This window comes from Nonomuraea sp. NPDC003214 (genome assembly GCF_053590035.1).
This window is the reverse complement of the sequence record NZ_JBSFSX010000004.1, coordinates 317,974-336,214: the sequence shown is the minus strand read 5'-3', so window position 1 is coordinate 336,214 and position 18,241 is coordinate 317,974. Positions and strand designations below refer to the sequence as shown.

Annotated in this window: 9 protein-coding genes; 8 read left to right on the top strand and 1 reads right to left on the bottom strand. The window is 74.5% G+C overall.

The features are described 5' to 3' along the window. The first annotated feature begins 64 nt into the window (after window positions 1-64). Both ACWDXC_RS13970 and ACWDXC_RS13965 read left to right on the top strand, forming a co-directional pair. Complete coding sequence (locus tag ACWDXC_RS13970; protein ID WP_449981424.1) at window positions 65-4,882, top strand: amino acid adenylation domain-containing protein; 4,818 nt, start codon at window positions 65-67, stop codon at window positions 4,880-4,882. Then, window positions 4,879-10,428, top strand: a complete 5,550-nt coding sequence (locus ACWDXC_RS13965) for a non-ribosomal peptide synthetase/MFS transporter (RefSeq protein ID WP_449981422.1) — start codon at window positions 4,879-4,881, stop codon at window positions 10,426-10,428. The genes ACWDXC_RS13970 and ACWDXC_RS13965 overlap by 4 nt, the downstream gene beginning before the upstream one ends. Window positions 10,429-10,449: 21 nt before the next feature. On the opposite strand, the gene ACWDXC_RS13960 is transcribed toward ACWDXC_RS13965, so the two are convergent. Beyond that, window positions 10,450-11,334 carry a diacylglycerol/lipid kinase family protein gene (locus ACWDXC_RS13960; RefSeq protein ID WP_357588228.1) on the bottom strand — a complete coding sequence of 295 codons (885 nt, stop codon included), beginning with the start codon at window positions 11,332-11,334 and terminating at the stop codon, window positions 10,450-10,452. Between the two features lie 161 nt (window positions 11,335-11,495). Here ACWDXC_RS13960 and ACWDXC_RS13955 point away from each other — a divergent pair, with 161 nt between their 5' ends. From ACWDXC_RS13955 to ACWDXC_RS13930, 6 genes are all read left to right on the top strand, one after another. After that, a complete protein-coding gene (locus ACWDXC_RS13955) occupies window positions 11,496-12,773 on the top strand; it encodes an alpha/beta fold hydrolase (RefSeq protein WP_449981420.1) in 1,278 nt (425 codons plus the stop codon). Further along, complete coding sequence (locus ACWDXC_RS13950; protein ID WP_449981418.1) at window positions 12,766-14,100, top strand: aminopeptidase P family protein; 1,335 nt, start codon at window positions 12,766-12,768, stop codon at window positions 14,098-14,100. The genes ACWDXC_RS13955 and ACWDXC_RS13950 overlap by 8 nt, the downstream gene beginning before the upstream one ends. Further along, the gene (locus ACWDXC_RS13945) at window positions 14,097-14,996 is read left to right on the top strand and encodes a dihydrodipicolinate synthase family protein (RefSeq protein WP_357588230.1); all 900 of its coding nucleotides are present in this window, start codon (window positions 14,097-14,099) and stop codon (window positions 14,994-14,996) included. Before ACWDXC_RS13950 ends, ACWDXC_RS13945 begins: the two co-directional genes overlap by 4 nt. Window positions 14,997-15,063: 67 nt before the next feature. Next, a complete protein-coding gene (locus ACWDXC_RS13940; RefSeq protein WP_219511553.1) occupies window positions 15,064-16,455 on the top strand; it encodes an amino acid permease in 1,392 nt (463 codons plus the stop codon). Window positions 16,456-16,513: 58 nt separating this feature from the next. Then, window positions 16,514-17,059 (top strand): DUF305 domain-containing protein, encoded by a 546-nt coding sequence (locus ACWDXC_RS13935; protein ID WP_449981415.1) that lies wholly within the window; start codon window positions 16,514-16,516, stop codon window positions 17,057-17,059. Between the two features lie 124 nt (window positions 17,060-17,183). Next, window positions 17,184-18,236 carry an iron-siderophore ABC transporter substrate-binding protein gene (locus ACWDXC_RS13930; protein WP_449981413.1) on the top strand — a complete coding sequence of 351 codons (1,053 nt, stop codon included), beginning with the start codon at window positions 17,184-17,186 and terminating at the stop codon, window positions 18,234-18,236. The last annotated feature ends 5 nt before the right edge of the window (window positions 18,237-18,241 follow it).

The window sequence follows — 18,241 nt, the reverse complement described above, 5'->3', positions numbered from 1 at the left end:
CGCCGTCGCCGTCGATCATGCGACTCTTTCCGGCGAACGATCCGACCTGACTGGGAGAACCTTGGTGGTTGGCAGCAACCTCGACAACGACCGCGTTCACGAGGCCTTTGCGGAACAGGTGCGGCGCACCCCCGATCGCATCGCCGTGGTGGCGGGCACGACCCGCGTGACGTACGGAGAGCTCGACGCCCGCGCCGAGCGGATAGCCGGGGAGTTACGCAGCCGCGGAGCGGGCCCGGGCGACTCCGTGGGCGTCTGCCTCGACAGGGACGAGTCCCTGATCGCCGCCCTGCTGGGCGTGTGGAAGGCGGGCGCGGCCTACGTGCCGCTCGACCCGGCCTACCCGGCCGACCGGCTGGAGTTCATCGCCGCCGACGCGGGCATGGCCCAGCTCATCACCTCCGAGCCGGTGGCGCGGCGGCAGGAGGCCGTGCTGCGCGCCTCGGGGGCCGAGGCGCTGCTCGTGGAGTCCCTGACCGGGGACCTCCCGTACGAGCCGGTGGCCGGCGGCCCGTCCGACGCCGCGTACGTGATCTACACCTCGGGCTCGACCGGGCGGCCCAAGGGCGTGGTCATCGAGCACGGCAACGCCATGGCGCTGCTGCGCCACGAGGCGGACGTCTACGCGGGCGAGCTCGGTGGGATGCTGTTCGCCACCTCGGTGTGCTTCGACCCGTCGGTGACGCAGATGTTCCTGCCGCTGGTCTGCGGCGGCACCGTGATCGTGGCCGACAACCTGCTGGCGCTGTCGGCGCTGCCCGCCCGCGACGAGGTGACGACCGTGTACGGCGCGCCGTCGGCGCTGGTCGCGCTGCTGAACGAGCCGCTGCCCGCCGGGGTGCGGATGGTGATCGCCGGCGGCGAGCCGTTCACCAGGGCGCTGGCCGATCGCATCTACGCCAACCCTGGCGTTCGCCGGATCGTAAACGTATACGGACCCACCGAGTGCACGGTGACCTGCACGTCCTCCGAGGTGTACCGCGACGGCGAGGACGAGCCGCCCATCGGCACCGCCTACGCGGGCTCGCTGCTGAGCGTGCGCGACGCCGAGGGGCGCCCGCTGCCGGACGGCGAGGTCGGCGAGCTGTGGGTGGCCGGGCCGCTGGTAGGCCGCGGCTACCTGAACCGGCCCGAGCTCACCGCCGAGCGGTTCGTCACCGACGACGACGGCGTACGGCACTACCGCACCGGCGACCTGGTCCGCCGCGAGAACGGCGTCTGCCACTACGCGGGCCGCAACGACGACCAGGTCAAGGTGGCCGGGTTCCGCGTCGAGCTGGGCGAGGTGCAGGGCACGCTGACCCGCTACCCCGGCGTCAACCACGCGGTCGTGCTCACCCGGACCGACGCGCGCGACGTGCGCCGCCTGGTCGCCTACGTCGAGCCCGCCCCCGGCCAGGAGCCCGCCGAGGCGGAGCTGCGCGCGTGGATGCGGGAACGGCTGCCCGACTACATGGTGCCGTCCCGGATCGCGATCATGGAGCGGATCCCGCTCGGCCCCACCGGCAAGGTGGACCGGGCCGCGCTGCCCGCGCTGGAGTTCGCCCCCGAGCTCGGCCCGTACGTCGAGCCCCGCGACGACGTCGAGCGGCGGCTGGCCGCGATCGTCGGCGAGGTGCTCGGCGTCGACCGGGTGGGCATCCACCACCACTTCATCGACCTCGGCGGCCACTCGCTGGCGGCGGCCCGGATCTGCGCGGTCATCGAGCGCGAGCTGGGCGCCCGGGTGGCGCTGACCACGTTCCTGGGGCGGCCGACGATCGCCGAGCTGGCCCCGCTCGTGCAGATCGGCGACGGCGCCCCCGGCCCGAGGCTGTCCCGCCACGCCGGCCGCGACCGCTACCCGCTCACCGCCGCCCAGCACGGCATGTGGCTGCTGCGCGAGGTGAGCCGGACGGCCAACGCCACCACGCTCGCCTTCCGGCTGCGCCTGACCGGGCTGGAGTCGGCCGAGCCGGTGCGGGCCGCGCTGGACGCGCTCGTCCGCGAGCACGAGGTGCTGCGCTCGGTCACCGTCATCGGCGACAACGGCGAGCCGATGGCCGAGGTGCGGCCGCCCGCGCCGGTGCCGCTGGAGGAGCACCCCTACTCCCCCGGCCTCGCCGAACGCCTGGCCGTGCACGGCTTCGACCTGTACGCCGACGTGCCGCTGCTGCGGGCCGCCCTGCTCTGGCTCGACGAGCGCAGCGCCGAGCTGATCGTCGTCACCGACCACACCGCCTACGACGGCTGGTCCAACGCCACCCTGATGGCCGCGCTGACCGGCACCGTGGCCGAGCAGCCCGTCCAGGTGGGCGACGTGGCCCTGCTGGAACGCGAACTGGCCGCCGACCCCGACCGGATCGCGCGGCTGCGCGCCTTCTGGGCCGAGGAGCTGGCCGGCGCCGCGCCCCCGTACGACCTGTCGGCCCGCGCCCAGTCGGGGCCGAGCCGGTTCCGCGGCACGCGCCTGCTGCGCGAGGTGCCGCCCGCGACGGCCGCCCGCGTGGGCGAGCTCGCCGCCTCCACCGGCACCACGCCGTTCGCCGTCTACTTCACCGTGCTCGGGCTGCTCGTCGCCGCCCAGACCGACCGGCCCGACGTGCTGCTCGGCGCCGCCGTCGCCGACCGCGCCCACCCCGAGCTGGAAGGGCTCGTCGGCCCGCTCGTCGACGTGCTGCCCGTACGGCTGCGCCTCGACGGCGAGCTGACCGTGCGGCGCGCCGTCGTGCAGGCGGCCGCCGCCACCACCCGCTCGCTCGACCACGTGGGGCTCGCGCCCGAGGAACGCCTGGCCGTCTCCGGCATCGAACGGCCGCGCGGCACCATGCTCACGCCCGTCGTCATGTCCTACCAGCCGCCCGCCGTGCCGGTGCGGCTCACGGGCGGCGGCCTCCAGGTCGAGCTGCTCGGCGAGCTGAGCGGCGGCGGCGCCCAGGCCCCGTACACGCTGTTCGTCAACACCACCGCCGACGGGGTCGAGATCCAGATCGAGTACGACGTCGACCTGTTCGAGCGGGAGGAGGCCGAGGCGTTCTCCGACCGGCTGATGCGGCTGCTGGAGGCCGCGGTCGCCGGGCCGGACCAGCCGCTGTCGGCGTTCGAGCTCGTCACCGCCGAGGAGCGGGCGACGCTGCTGCGCTGGGGAACCGGCGCGCCGCTGGCCGCCGCCCAGCACCCGACCGTCGTCCACGAGCTGCTGGAACAGGCCCGCCTGCACCCCGCCCGGGTGGCGGTCGCCGACGGGACCGGCTCGCTCACGTACGCGGAACTGGCGGACGCCTCCGCCCGCGTCGCCGCGGCACTCGCCCGCGCCTTCGACGGCGAGGCGGAGCGCGTCGCCGGGGTGTGCCTGCCGCGCGACCGGTGGCTGCCCGCCGCCCTCGCCGGCGTCGCGCGGGCCGGGGCGGCGTACGTGCCGCTGGAGCCCGACCACCCGGCCGAACGGCTGCGCCGCCAGCTCGCCGACTCCGGCGCCCGCGTGGTGCTGGCCGCCGGCGACACCGTCGCCGTGGCGCGCGGCCTGGCCGAGTCCACCGGCGCCGTCGTCGTCGACCTCGCCGACCTGCCCGGCGCCGACCTGTCCGGTGCTGACTTCACCGAGGTCGCCGCCACGCCGGAGACGACCGCGTACGTGCTCTACACCTCCGGCTCCACCGGCCGCCCCAAGGGCGTCGAGGTCACGCACGGCAACCTGTCGGCGTTCGTCCGCGCGATGCGGGCCGTGCCCGGCGTCCGCGACGACGACGTGATGCTCGGGCTGACGCCGTTCTCCTTCGACGTGTTCGGCTTCGACCTGTGGGTCAGCCTGTGCAACGGGCTCCGGCTCGAACTGCTCGACCGGGAGTCGGCCGTGGACGGCCACGTCGTCGCGCGCCGCATCGGCGAGAGCGGAGTGACGCTCCTCACCGCGACCCCGACCACGCTGCGGATGCTCGTCGCCGCCGGATGGACCGGCGGCGACCGCGTACGCGTCGTGAGCATCGGCGAGGTGCTCGACCCCGTCCTCGCCGGGGAGCTCGTCGCCCGCGTCGGCGAGCTGTGGAACTCCTACGGGCCCACCGAGACCACCGTCTACTCCACCATGACCAGGATCGACCGGGTCACCGGCGACAGCGTGCCCATCGGCGGGCCGCTGCCCGGCGAGCGGGCGTACGTGCTCGACCAGGCGGGACGGCTCGTGCCGCCCGGCGTGCCCGGCGAGCTGTGGATCGGCGGCGCCGGAGTCGCCCGCGGCTACCGGGGGCTGCCGTCCGAGGCGTTCACCGACGACCCGCTCGCGCCCGGCGAACGGCGCTACCGCACCGGCGACCTGGCCCGATGGCGCGACGACGGCACCCTGTCCTTCCTCGGCCGCCGCGACCACCAGGTGAAGGTGCGCGGCCACCGCATCGAGCTCGGCGAGATCGAGGCGGCGCTGCGCGAGCTCGTCGCCGACGCCGTCGTCACCGTGCACGAGGACCACCTCGTCGGCTACCTCGTCGGCGGCGACGCCCCCGCCGTCGAGGCCGCCCTGCGCGAACGGCTGCCCGACTACCTGGTGCCCCGGCAGTGGGTGACGCTCGACGCGCTGCCCACCACCTCCTCCGGCAAGCTGGACCGGGGCGGGCTGCCCAAGCCCGACCTCGCCGCCGCCCGCACCGTCGTCCCGCCCGCCACCGAGGCCGAGCTGCTCGTCGCCGAGGTGTGGCAGGCGGTGCTCGGGGTGGCCGCGGCCGGGGTGAACGACGACTTCTTCGCCCTCGGCGGTCACTCGCTGGCCGCCATGCTGGTCGCCGGACGCCTCCGGGAGGCGCTGGCCATGGAGGTGCCGGTGCGGCTGCTGTTCGAGCGGCCGGTGCTGGGTGACTTCGCGGCGGGCGTCGAGGAGCTGCTGGACGCGGACGTGGAGGTGGCCCCGTGACCGAACAGGCGACCACCCCGTTGACCGGCCTCCCGCCGGACGGGCACACCCCCTTGCCCGGGGCTCCCCTGGCGACGCGCGCCCTCCCAGCGGAGGGCGCGCCGGCCCCGGGAGGCGGCGGCGCCTCGGCGGACGCGCGCGGCCCCTCCCTGGATGGCGGCCCCTCCGTGGGCGGCGGCCTCTCCAGGGAAGGGGGCGTCGGCTCTTCCGGGGGCGTCGCCTATTCCGGGGGTGGCGCCTCCGAGGGGCGGAGGCGGCGGGTCGAGGATCGGCTGGCGGCGGCGCGCAGGGCCGTGGCGCGGGCGGTGCCGAGGATTCCGGTGCGCGCCGGGGAGGCGCCGCCGTCGCCCGCGCAGGCGCGGCTGTGGTTCCTGGCGCAGCTCGCCGAGCCGGGCGACCGGGGCGCGTACAACGTGCCGACGGTGGTGCGGCTGCGCGGCCCGCTGGACCCGGCGGCGCTGCTGGGCGCGGTGCGGGAGCTGGCCGAGCGGCACGAGGTGCTGCGCACGCTGGTCGAGCAGGACCGGACCACGGTGGTGGACGCCGCCCGGGTGCCGGTCACGGCCGAGGACGTGACGGCGGAGGCGCTGCCGGAGCGGCTGGAACGGGAGGCGTACCGGCCGTTCGCGCTGGACGCGGAGCCTCCTGCCCGGGCGGTGCTGTACCGGCTGGGCGACGAGGAGCACGTGCTGCTGCTGACCGTGCACCACGTCGCGTTCGACGCCTGGTCGCGGGACGTGGCGCTGGCCGAGCTGGCGGCGCTGTACGCGGCCGAGCTGGGCGTGGCCGAGCGGCCGGAGCCGCCGAGGGTGCAGTACGGCGACTACGCGCAGTGGCTCGCCGGGCAGCCCGAGCCGGACGTGAGCTGGTGGGTGGAGCGGCTGGCGGGCCTGGAGCCGGTGCTGGACCTGCCCACGGACCGGCCGCGCCCGACGGTGGCGGACTGGGCGGGCGGCGAGGTGCCGGTGCGGCTCGGCCCGGAGCTGGCCGCGCGGGTGCGCGCGGCGGCCGGAGAGGCGGGCGCGACGCCGTTCATGGTGCTGCTGGCGGCCTGGCAGGAGCTGCTGGGCCGGGTGTCGGCGACGGACGACGTGCCGGTGGGCGTGCTGGAGGCGGGCAGGCTGCATCCGGACACCGAGCGGATGCTGGGCTGCTTCGTGAACACGCTGGTGATGCGGGGCGACCGGTCGGGCGAGCCGACAGGGCGTGAGCTGCTGGCGCGGGTGCGCGGCATGGCGCTGGACGCGTTCGCGCACCGGGAGACGCAGTTCGAGCGCGTGGTGGAGGAGCTGCACCCGGACCGGAACCTGGCGACGACGCCGATCGTCCAGGCGGTGCTGAACGTGGTGGACTCCCGCCCGGAGCCGCCGCGCTTCCCGGGGCTGGACGTGGAGGTGTCGGAGCCGCCGCTGCGGACGGCCAAGTACGACCTGAACCTGGCGCTGGCCAACACCGGCGACGGCGGCTACCGGGGGACGCTCGCCTACCGGGCGGACCTGTTCGACGCGGGCACGGCGGCCCGGCTGGCGGGCTGGTACGTGACGCTGCTGGAGGGCATGCTCGCGGACCTGGACGCCCCGGTGGCGGCGCTGCCGCTGGAGCCGGTGGACGGGCCGGTGGCGGCGGGCCCGCGCCGGGAGTTCGACCTGTCCAGGCCGCTGCACGCCTGGTTCGAGGACTGGGCGGCCCGCACCCCGGACGCGGTCGCGGTGTCGTACCCGGCGGGCACGATGACGTACGGCGAGGTCGAGCGGCAGGCGAACCGGATCGCGCACCACCTGGTGGCGGCCGGGGTCGGCGCCGACGACGTGGTCGGCATCCTGGCCGAGCGGCACGGGCCGCTGATCCCGGCGATCCTCGGCGTGCTCAAGGCGGGCGCCGCGTACATGCCGCTGGAGCCGGCCTACCCGGACGAGCGGCTGGCGTACATGGTGTCGTGCGGGGCGCGGCTGGTGCTGGCCGAGCGGGCGCTGGCCGGGCGGCTGCCGGGCGCGCTGGTGCTGGAGGACGTGCTCGCGGCCGGCCTGCCGGAGACGCCGCCGGGGGTCGAGGTGGCCCCGGAGCACCTGGCGCACGTGCTGTTCACCTCGGGCTCGACCGGGCGGCCGAAGGGCGCGGCGGTCGAGCACCGGGCGGTGCTGCACTACCTGCGGGCGGTGGCCGAGCGTGTGGGCGGCCCGTACACGTCGTGGGGCGTGGTGTCCACGATGGCCTCCGACCTGGTCATGACGTGCCTGTTCGGGGCGCTGCTCAGCGGCACGACGGTGCACCTGCTGGACCAGGACGCGGCGACGGACCCGGAGGCGTTCGCCGGCTACCTGGCCGATCACCCGGTCGAGGTGATCAAGATGGTGCCGAGCCATCTGGAGCTGCTGGCGGCGCACGGCGACCTGGCTGCGATGCTGCCGACGGACCTGCTCATCCTGGCGGGCGAGGCCACCTCGTGGGACCTGGCCGAGCGGGTCAGGGCGGCCCGGCCGGGCGTGGAGCTGCAGATCCACTGCGGCCCGACCGAGACGGTGGTGTCGGTGCTGAGCTGCACCGCGCCCGAGACGCCGACCGGGTCGGCGAACGTGCCGCTGGGCAGGCCGCTGGCGAACGTCGACTGTCACGTGGTCGACGCGGCGGGCCGGCCGCTGCCCGCCGGGGTGCCGGGCGACCTGTGGATCGGCGGGCCGAGCCTGGCCCGCGGCTACCTGGGCCGGCCGGACCTGACGGCCGAGCGGTTCGTGCCGGACCCGGTGACGGGGACGACGCGCTGCTACCGGACGGGCGACCGGGTGCGGCTGAACGCCGACGGCCTGATCGAGTTCCTGGGCCGGGTGGACGACCAGGTGAAGATCCGCGGCTTCCGGGTGGAGCTGGGCGAGGTCAAGGCGGCGCTGCACGACCAGCCAGGCGTGCTGGAGGCGGCGGTGCTGCCGGTCGGCGAGGCGCACAACCGCCGGCTGGCCGCCTGGATCGCCCCGGCGGACGTGGACCTGGCCGCGGTGCGGGCGGGGCTGCGCGAGCGGCTGCCGGAGTACATGGTGCCGCCCGCGATCATGGCGCTGGACGCGCTGCCGCTCACCCCGCTCGGCAAGGTCAACCGGGCCGCGCTGCCGATGCCGGAGGCGGCCGCCGCCGGTGAGCGGGTCGCGCCGGCGACGCCGACGGAGGAGCGGATCGCCGCCGTGTGGGCGCGGGTGCTGGGCGTGGCGGACCCGGGCGTGGAGGACGACTTCTTCGCGCTGGGCGGCGACTCGTTCATGGCGGTGCGCGCGGTGCGCGACATCGACCCGGCGCTGCGGGTGATCGACCTGTTCACCCGGCCGACGATCCGCGAGCTGGCCGCGCACCTGGACTCGGGCGACGGGGGCGAGCCGGGGCTGCTGCACCGGCTGGCCGGTCCCGCCGTGGCGACCCGTACCGTGCTGTGCGTGCCGTACGGCGGCGGTTCGGCCGCCGCGTACGGGCCGCTGGCGACGGAGCTGGCGGCCCGCCACCCGGGGACGGCGGTGCTGGCCGTCGAGCTGCCCGGCCACGACCCGGCGCGGCCCGACGAGGCCATGCTCACGCTGCCGGAGCTGGTCGGCCGGGTGATCGAGGAGCTGGCGCCGCTGACCACCGGCCCGGTGGCCCTGTACGGGCACTGCGTCGGGTCGGCGACGGCCACGGAGCTGGCGTTGCGGCTGGAGGAGGCCGGGGTGCCGGTGGCCGGGCTGTTCGTCGGCGGCAGCTTCCCCGACGCCCGGCTGCCGGGGCGGCTGTCCGCATGGTGGAACCGCAGGTTCCCGGCCAACCGCTGGTCGTCGGACCGCTCGCAGCGCGACTTCCTGCGTACGCTCGGCGCGCTGGACGAGGACACCGGCGACACCACGATCATGCTGCGCGGCCTGCGGCACGACGTGGAGGAGGCGCAGGCGTGGTTCAGCGGCGAGCTGGCCGCGGGCGGCGCCCGCAAGCTGAACGCGCCGGTGCTGTGCGTGATCGGCGAGCGTGACCGCTCCACGGAGCTCTACCAGGAGCGTTACCGGGAGTGGGGCGCGTTCGCGGAGCGGGTGGCGCTGGCCACGATCCCGCGCGCGGGCCACTACTTCCTCAAGCACCAGGCGACGCGGCTGGCCGAGCTGATGGACGCGCACCTGGCCGACTGGGAGGCCGGGCGGGTGCCCGAGCCGGTCGCCGAGGTCGAGGTGGTGGGCGAGCGGGCGCGCAGGGACCTGCGCCGCTTCTACACGGTCGCCGTCGGGCAGACGGCGTCGCTGCTGGGCAGCGCGCTCACCTCGTTCGCGCTGGGCGTGTGGGCCTACCAGGAGAGCGGGCGCGTGTCGGACTACGCGCTCGTCACGATGCTGGCCACGCTGCCGTCGCTGCTGGCCTCACCGCTGGGCGGCGCCGTCGCTGACCGGGTGGACCGGCGGCTGGTGATGCTGACGTGCGACGCGGTGTCGGCGGTGGCGACGACCGCGCTGGTGGCGCTGCTGGTGGCGGGGCGGCTGGAGGTGTGGCAGGTCGGGATCGTCTCCGGCGTGCTGTCGCTGGTGACCGCCTTCCACCGGCCCGCCTACCTGGCGGCGGTCGCCCAGCTCGTGCCGAAGCCGTACCTCATGCAGGCCAACGCGGTCGCCAACCTCGGCACCGGGCTCGGCATGCTGCTGGCCCCGCTGGCCGGGGCGGCGCTGATCACGCTGATCGGCGTGCACGGGGTGGTGGCGGTCAACATCGTCACGTTCGTGATCGGCCTGGCGACGCTGCTGCTCGTGCGGTTCCCGGACCGGATGTTCCATCGGCTGGAGGAGACGTTCACGCAGGCCGTGGCCGGCGGGTGGCGGTTCCTGGTCCGGCGCAGGCCGCTGATGATCATGATCGCGTTCTTCGTCGTGGAGAACTACCTGGGCATGCTCGCGCTGGCGATCACCGTGCCCGTGCTGCTGTCGTTCGGCGACGTGACGGCGGTCGGGACGGTGACGGCGGCGCAGGGCCTGGGCGCGGTGCTCGGCGCGCTGGTGATGGTGTTCTGGAACGGCACCGAGCGGCGGGCCATCGGCATGGTGGGCTTCGTCAGCGGGTTCGGGCTGGGCATCGTGCTCATCGGGCTGCGGCCGTCGGTGGCGCTGGCGGCGTTCGGCGGGCTGATGTCGTGGCTGTTCCTGAGCGTGCTCAACACGCACTGGCTGTCGATCATCCAGCTCAAGGTGGGGCTGGAGCTGCAGGGCCGGGTGCTGGCCACCAACCAGATGCTGGCGGTGTCGATGACGCCGCTGGCGTTCCTGACGGCGCCGCCGCTGTCGGAGCTGTTCGAGCCGCTGCTGGCGCCCGGCGGGGCGCTGGCCGGGACCGTGGTCGGCGACGTCGTCGGCGTCGGGCCGGGCCGGGGCGTCGGGCTGCTGCTGACCGTCACCGGGGCGCTCCTGGTCGTGTGGGGGGCGCTGGGCCTGTGGTACCGGCCGTTGCGGCGGATGGAGGACGACCTGCCGGACGCGGTGGCGGGCGCCGAGATCGCCGACGACCTCGACGCCGTACAGGAGGAGGCCGACCGGGAGCTGGCCCGCGCCGGCACCTGACCCGGGGCGCGGGCGTGGTCGTCAGGCGGCCGGGACGATGACGCGCCAGGCCGCCGGGCGCAGGGTCCAGGTGCGATGGGGGGCCGGTGGGCAGAGCTCGCCGTCGGCGTTGGCCGGGGCGGGCTCGCCCTCGACCGTCACCGTGCTCCCCCGCACGGTCAGCACGTCGCCGCGCTCGGGGTGCCGGCCGCGCCGCAGCAGCGCCCCGAACGCCAGCCGCGCCAGCGGCGAGACGGCGTAGGAGACGACGACGTCCACCTGGCCGTCGTCGGGCCGGGCGTGCGGGGCGAGCGGGGTGCCGCCGCCGATGGAGACGCCGTTGCCGACGCCCACCATCAGCACGCGCCGCCGCCCGTCGCTGACCAGCCCGCCGTCGACCCGGACGCGCAGCCGCCAGCCTTTGGTGCGCAGCCCGGCCAGGAGGGCCCCGGCGGCGTACGCGGCGCGGTGCAGGAGGGGCTTGAGCGCGGCGGCCTGCTCGGAGGCGCGGGCGCCGACGCCCACGTGGACGGCGTTGACGACGACGCCGCCCCGGTCGTCGACGAGCAGGTCGAGGGCCCGTTCGCGGCCCCGGAGGACGGCCCGCGCGGCCTCGCGGGGGTCGAGCGGGATGCCCAGGGCGCGGGCCAGGTCGTTGCCGGTGCCGAGCGGCACCAGCCCGACGGGCCGGGAGCCGAGCTCGCCGCGTTCGAGGAGCGCGGCGACGACGGCGTGCACGGTGCCGTCGCCGCCGAGGACGACGGGGACGCGGTCGGCGTGCTCGGCCAGGATCGCGCCGACGCCGCCGGGCTCCGGCAGGTCGGGGGCGAGCACGTCGGCGGATTCGCCCAGCGTGTCGAGCACGGCCGCGCGGGTGCGCCCGTCGACGCCGCCTGCGGCCGGATTGCCGATCACCACGAGCCTCATGGCCGCTTGGTGCCCCGGATCACGCCCGGCTAACGCACCTCCCGCAGTGTCACGCTTTATCCACATACGTCCCTGCGCTTGGCAACGGGCTTCCCGGACATTTAGGGTGCCAGTGCAATGCCACACATTACTGAGCCCGGCGATCCCCGCGAAGGAGAAGGTTGATCACCGCCACTTACACGATCCCCGGGATGCGGGTGCGCGACCACGAGGTGGCGGTGCCGCTCGACTGGTCGGCCCCGGACCGGGGCACGATCACCGTGTTCGCCCGCGAGCTGGCCGACCCGGTCCGCGACCGCGAGGACCTGCCGTGCCTGCTCTACCTCCAGGGCGGGCCGGGCGGCAAGGGCCCGCGCCCGACCGGCCGCGACGGCTGGCTCGGCCACGCCCTGAAGACCCACCGGGTGATCCTGCTGGACCAGCGCGGCACCGGCCGCAGCTCACGGATCGACGGCCGGCTGATGAGCGGCCTCACCGCCGAGGAGGGCGCCGCCCGCCTCGCGCTCTTCCGGGCCGACTCGATCGTGGCCGACGCCGAGCACCTGCGCACGACCGTCTTCGGCGGCCGGCGCTGGTCGACGCTGGGCCAGAGCTACGGCGGCTTCCTCACGCTCACCTACCTCTCGCGCGCCCCCGAGGGGCTGAGCGCCTGCTACGTGGCGGGCGGGCTGCCCGCGCTGGAGCCGGACGCCGCCGAGGTCTACCGCCGCACCTATCCCCGGGTCGCGGCCAAGAACGCCGCGTTCTACCGCCGCTACCCGCACCACGCCGAGACCGCCGCGCGGCTGGCCGACCGGCTGGCCGAGGGCGACGTGCGGCTGCCCGACGGCGACACGCTCACCGTGCGGCGGCTGCAGTCGCTCGGCCTCGACTTCGGCATGAAGCCCGGCTTCGAGCGCATGCACTGGCTGCTCGACGAGGCCGCCGGGCTGCCGGAGACGTTCCTGCACCAGGTGCTGGCCCGCACGTCCTACGCCGACAACCCGCTGTTCGCCGCGCTCCAGGAGAGCATCTACGGGCACGGCCCCGGCGCGACCGCGTGGGCGGCCGAGGCGGAGCGCGCCCGGCGGCCGGAGTTCGCGGAGACGGCCAGGCCGCTGCTGTTCACCGGGGAGATGATCTACCCCTGGATGTTCGAGGAGATCCGCGCCCTGCGCCCGTTCCGGGGCGCCGTCGAGCTGCTCGCCGGACGCGCGGACTGGCCGCCGCTCTACGACCTCGACCGGCTGGCCGCCAACGAGGTGCCGCTGGCCGCCGCCGTCTACTTCGACGACATGTACGTGGACTCCGGCCTGCAACTGGACACCGCCTCCCGCGTCGGCAACGCGCGGGCCTGGGTCACCAACGAGTACGAGCACGACGGTATCGGCGACGAGCGGGTGTTCGCCCGGCTGACGGAGCTCGTCGCCGAACAAGGAGGAGGAATCACCGGTGGGTGACGGCAAGCTGCCCAGACTCTCAGAGATCCCGGCGTTCACCGAGCACATGGCGAAGGGCTGGGACTCGCCCCGCCGCACGCCGCCGGTGGTCGCCGGCGCGGCCGAGGCCGCCGCCGCGCACCGGGCCCGGCTGGCCGCCGCGCTGCCCGGCCAGAGCGTGACGGTGCCCGCCGGGCGGGCGCCGGTGCGCAGCAACGACACGTTCTACGACTTCCGCGTGGACAGCGACTTCTACTGGCTGACCGGGTGCGCGGTGGAGAACGCCGTGGCGGTGGTGTCCGGCGGCGGCTGCACGCTCTACCTGCCGCCCCCGGCGGGCCCCGGCGAGCCGGAGTTCTTCACCGACGCCGCCTACGGCGAGCTGTGGGTGGGCCCGTCGCCGTCCCTGGCGGAGTGGGCCGCGGCCCTGGGCGTCGAGGTGCGGCCCCTGGCCGAGCTCGACGGCGAGCCGCAGCCGCCGTCCGACGAGGTCAGGCGGGTGCTCGCCGAGCTCCGCATGATCAAGGACGAGTGGGAGGTGGACCGGCTCCGCGAGGCGGTGGACCGTACCGTGGAGGGGTTCGCCGCCGTCGTCGGCGAGATCCCGGCGGCGGTCGCGGGCGGCGGCGAGCGCTGGCTGCAGGGCACCTTCGACCGCTACGCCCGCACGCACGGCAACGGCCCCGGCTACGCCACGATCGTCGGCAGCGGCGCGCACGCCCCCACGCTGCACTGGGTGCGCTGCGACGGGCCGGTGCTGCCGGACGAGCTGCTGCTGCTCGACATGGGCGTGGAGACGCGCGCCCACTACACCGCCGACGTCACCCGCACCTTCCCCGCCTCCGGCCGCTTCACCGAGACCCAGCGGCGGGTGCACGACCTGGTGGAGAAGGCGCACCGGGCGGGCCTGGCCGCGGTGGCGCCCGGCCGCCGGTTCACCGACTTCCACCACGCCGCGATGGAGGTCATCGCGCGCGGGCTCGACGACTGGGGGCTGCTGCCGGTGTCGGTCGACGAGGCCCTGTCGGAGCAGGGGCAGCACCACCGCCGCTGGCTCGTCTGCGGCATCGGCCACCACCTGGGCCTGGACGTGCACGACTGCGCCAAGTCCCGGCCCGAGGCCTACCACGGCGCGGCGATGGCGCCCGGCATGGTGCTCACGGTCGAGCCCGGCCTGTACTTCCACGCGCACGACCTGACCGTCCCGCCGGAGCTGCGCGGCGTCGGCGTGCGGATCGAGGACGACCTGCTCGTCACGGCCGGCGGCATGGAGAACCTCTCCTCGGCGCTGCCCCTGGACGCGGGCGGCCTGGAGACCTGGATGAGCGACCACAAGGAGAAGGCATGACCACCCCCGTCTGGCACGGCGTGCACGTCGCGACCGCGCTGCCCTTCCACGACGACCTGTCGGTCGACTACGACGGATACGCCGAGCACGTGCGCTTCCTGGCCGAGGGCGGCTGCGACGGCGTCTGCCCGAACGGCTCGCTGGGCGAGTACCAGACGCTGACCCCCGAGGAGCGGGCCCGCGTGGTGCGCACCGCCGTCGAGGCCGCCCCCGAGGGCTTCCACGTGATGCCCGGCGTGGCGGCCTACGGCGCGGCCGAGGCCAGGCGGTGGGCCGAGCAGGCGGCCGAGGCGGGCGCCTCGTCGGTGCTGCTGCTGCCGCCCAACGCCTACCGCGCCGACCGGGAGGCCGTCGTCGGCCACTACCGGGAGGTGGCCAGGGCCGGGCTGCCGGTCGTCGCGTACAACAACCCGATCGACACCAAGGTCGACCTGACCCCGGAGCTTCTGGCGGAGCTGTACCGGGAGGGGCTGATCGTCGGGGTCAAGGAGTTCACCGGCGACGTGCGCCGCGCCTACGAGATCGCCGAGCTGGCCCCGGGCCTGGACGTGCTGATCGGCTCCGACGACGTGCTGCTGGAGGTGGGCATCGCCGGGGCGGTCGGCTGGATCGCGGGCTACCCGAACATGATCCCGAAGGCCACGGTCGAGCTGTACCGGCTGGCCACCTCCGGCGACCCGGCGGACCTGGCCAGGGCGCTGCCGATCTACCGCGACCTGCACCCGCTGCTGCGCTGGGACTCCAAGACGGAGTTCGTGCAGTCCATCAAGCTGTCGATGGACCTGGCCGGGCGCAGGGGCGGGCCGTGCCGCCCGCCGCGCACGCCGCTCTCCCCCGAGCTGGCCGCCCGCATCACCCGCGACACGCGGGCGGTGCTCGACAAGGGGTACGTGTAGCCGCATAGCGCCCCCCTACCTGGGAATGGAGTGATCCAGGACACATCTGGCTGGTCGGGGGGCTGGCATGGCTTCTTCTCGCGGCATCTTCCGCCGCAAGCCGGTGGAGCAGATCGCGGAGGAGCACGAGGGCGAGCTGTCGCGCTCGCTCGGGCTGTGGCAGCTCACCGCGATCGGCATCGGCGGCATCATCGGCGCGGGCATCTTCGCGCTGGCCGGCGCGGTCGCCAACCAGACGGCGGGGCCCGCCGTGCTGGTGTCGTTCCTGATCGCGGGGGTGGCCAGCGCGGCGGCGGCGTTCTCGTACGCGGAGTTCGCGGGGATGATCCCGAAGGCCGGGTCGGCCTACACCTACGGCTACGCGGTGCTGGGCGAGCTGGTGGGCTGGCTGATCGGGTGGGACCTGCTGCTGGAGTACACGGCGATCGTGGCGGTCGTCGGCATCGGCATATCCGGATATTTCGGGTTTTTGGTGCAGCAGTTGGGGTTCGGGCTGCCCGCCTGGATGCTGGGCGCGCCCGGCACCGGCGAGGGGCACGTCGTCGACCTGTTCGCGGTGCTGCTCTGCCTGCTCATCGCCTTCATGCTGAACCTCGGCATCCGCACCGCCGCCCGGTTCGAGACCATCGTGGTCGTCATCAAGGTCGCCGTGGTGCTGCTGGTCATCGCGGTCGGGTTCTTCCACATCAACACGGCCAACTACTCGCCGTTCTTCCCGTTCGGCATCGGCGGCGCGATCACCGGCGCGGCCACGGTCTTCTTCGCCGTGTTCGGCTACGACGCGATGAGCACCGCCGCCGAGGAGTCGCGCGACGCGCAGCGCCACATGCCCAAGGCGATCATCTACTCGCTCGTCATCTCCATGATCCTGTACGTGCTGGCGACCCTGGTGCTCACCGGCATGCAGAACTACCGCGACATCGACCCCGAGAGCGGCTTCTCCTCGGCGTTCGCGGCGGTCGGGCTGTCCGGGCTGGCGACGGTGATCGCGGTGGGGGCGATCGTCGGCATCCTGACCGTCATGTTCACCTTCATGCTGGGGGTGACGCGGGTCTGGTTCTCGATGAGCCGCGACGGGCTGCTGCCGCTGTGGTTCGCCAAGGTGCACCCGGTGCGGCGGGTGCCGTCGCGGGTCACCTGGATCGTGGGCGCCGCCTCGGCGGTGATCGCCGGGTTCCTGCCGATCCGGGAGGCGGCCGAGCTGACCAACATCGGCATCCTGCTGGCGTTCGTGGTGGTGTGCGTGGCGGTGATCGTGCTGCGCTACCGGCAGCCGGACCTGCCCCGACAGTTCCGCACGCCGGGGATGCCCGTGGTGCCGGCCATCGGGGTCGTCTTCTCCCTGTGGCTGATCACCTTCCTGGACCCGATGACCTGGCTGCGCTTCGCCGTCTGGTTCGCGATCGGGCTGGTCATCTACTTCGCCTACAGCCGCCGCCACTCGGCGCTGAACGGCTGAGGGGGCCGAACCGGGCGGCGTCCGCGTGCGTACCTCCTGCAAAGCCCTGGAGGTCATGATGCTGAAGGCCGTTCTCGTCCGGGTCGCGGCGGTCGTGGCGCTCGCGGCCGGCTGCTCGCCGGCCGCGGGCGCGCCCGCCCCGCAGGCGGGGTACACGGAAGCCGACGTGCGCTTCTCCCAGGAGATGATCCCGCACCACCGGCAGACGATCGCGCTGGCGAAGCTGGCCGCCGAGCGCACCCGCGACACGTACGTGCGCGAGCTCGGCGAGTCGCTGGCCGAGGGGGAGCAGGCGGAGATCGACCTGATGGCCTCCTGGCTGCGCGCGTGGGGGCGGGCCGCGCCCGAGGACCACGGCTCCGCGCACGCCATGCCCGGCATGCTGCCGCCCGAGCAGGTCGCCGAGCTGGCGCGCACCTCGGGCGAGGCGTTCGACCGCAAGTGGCTGTCGGTGATCGTGGATCATCTGGAGGCCGGCGTGCGGATGGCCGAGACCGTGGAGGCCGAGGGGGCGCACCGGGAGACGGCCGAGCTCGCCGAGGAGATCGCCGAGAGCCAGCAGGCCCGGATCGACGAGATCGTCACCCGCAAGACCCCCGTTTGATGACGAAGCGGACAGTAGGTTAGGCTTGCCTAAGTGTTGAAGGTCAGTTGGTGACCCGCGCTGGCCCCACCTTTCCTCCGTGATGTGGACGTGGCCGCGCGCGTCCACGGAACAAGGAACATTCATGCAGTTCAGGCTCCCCCGGGTGCGCGTGTCCGCGCTCCTGTTGTCCGCGGCCCTGCTGGTCGTCACCGGCTGCGGCTCCACCGAGCCGCCGGCCGCCGCGCCCGCCCCGACCGGGAGCACCGGCGGCGGGGACACCGCCGGCGCCTTCCCGGTGACGATCGACAGCGCGCTCGGCCAGGCGACGATCACCGAGCAGCCGCAACGGGTCGTCACCCTCGGCCAGGGCTCGGCGGAGACCGCGATCGCGCTCGGCCACACCCCCGTCGGCATCGAGAGCTACCCGTGGGGCAGCGACAAGACCGGCTACCTGCCGTGGATCCACGAGGCCGTGACCAAGGCCGGCGGCACCCTGCCCAAGCAGTTCGCCGGCGGCGAGAACATCGACTTCGACACGATCGTCGAGCTCGACCCGGACGTCATCCTCGCCCCGTGGTCCGGCATCACGCAGGAGCAGTACGACATCCTCAAGGACATCGCGCCCACCGTGGCCTACCCGGACCTGGCGTGGAGCACCAACTGGGACCAGCAGATCGAGATCGTCGCCAAGGCGCTGGGCAAGCCCGCCGAGGCCCCCAAGCTGATCGCCTCGGTCAAGAAGCAGCTCGCCGACGCCGCGGCCACCCGCCCGCAGTACAAGGACGTCACCTTCTCCTACATCTACACCTCCGGCCCCGGCACGCTCGGCGTGTTCAAGCCCGAGGAGCAGCGGGTGGAGATGGTCTCCTCGCTCGGCCTCACCGTGGACCCGGTGGTCGACACCTTCAAGGAGACCGAGGGCACCGACTCGGCGCTCATCGGCCTGGAGAACGCCCAGAAGCTCGCCAAGAGCGACCTGATCTTCACCTTCTACACCGACGAGAAGACCCGCAAGGAGATCGAGGCGCAGAAGCTGTACGCGGCGATCCCGGCGGTCAAGCGCGGCGCCGTGGTGGCCAGCGACGACACCCCGTTCGTCACCGCGTCGTCGATCATCAACCCGCTGACCGTGCCGTGGGTGATCGACCGCTACCTGCCACTGATCGACGAGGCCGTCGCCAAGCTGGACAAGTGACCCGT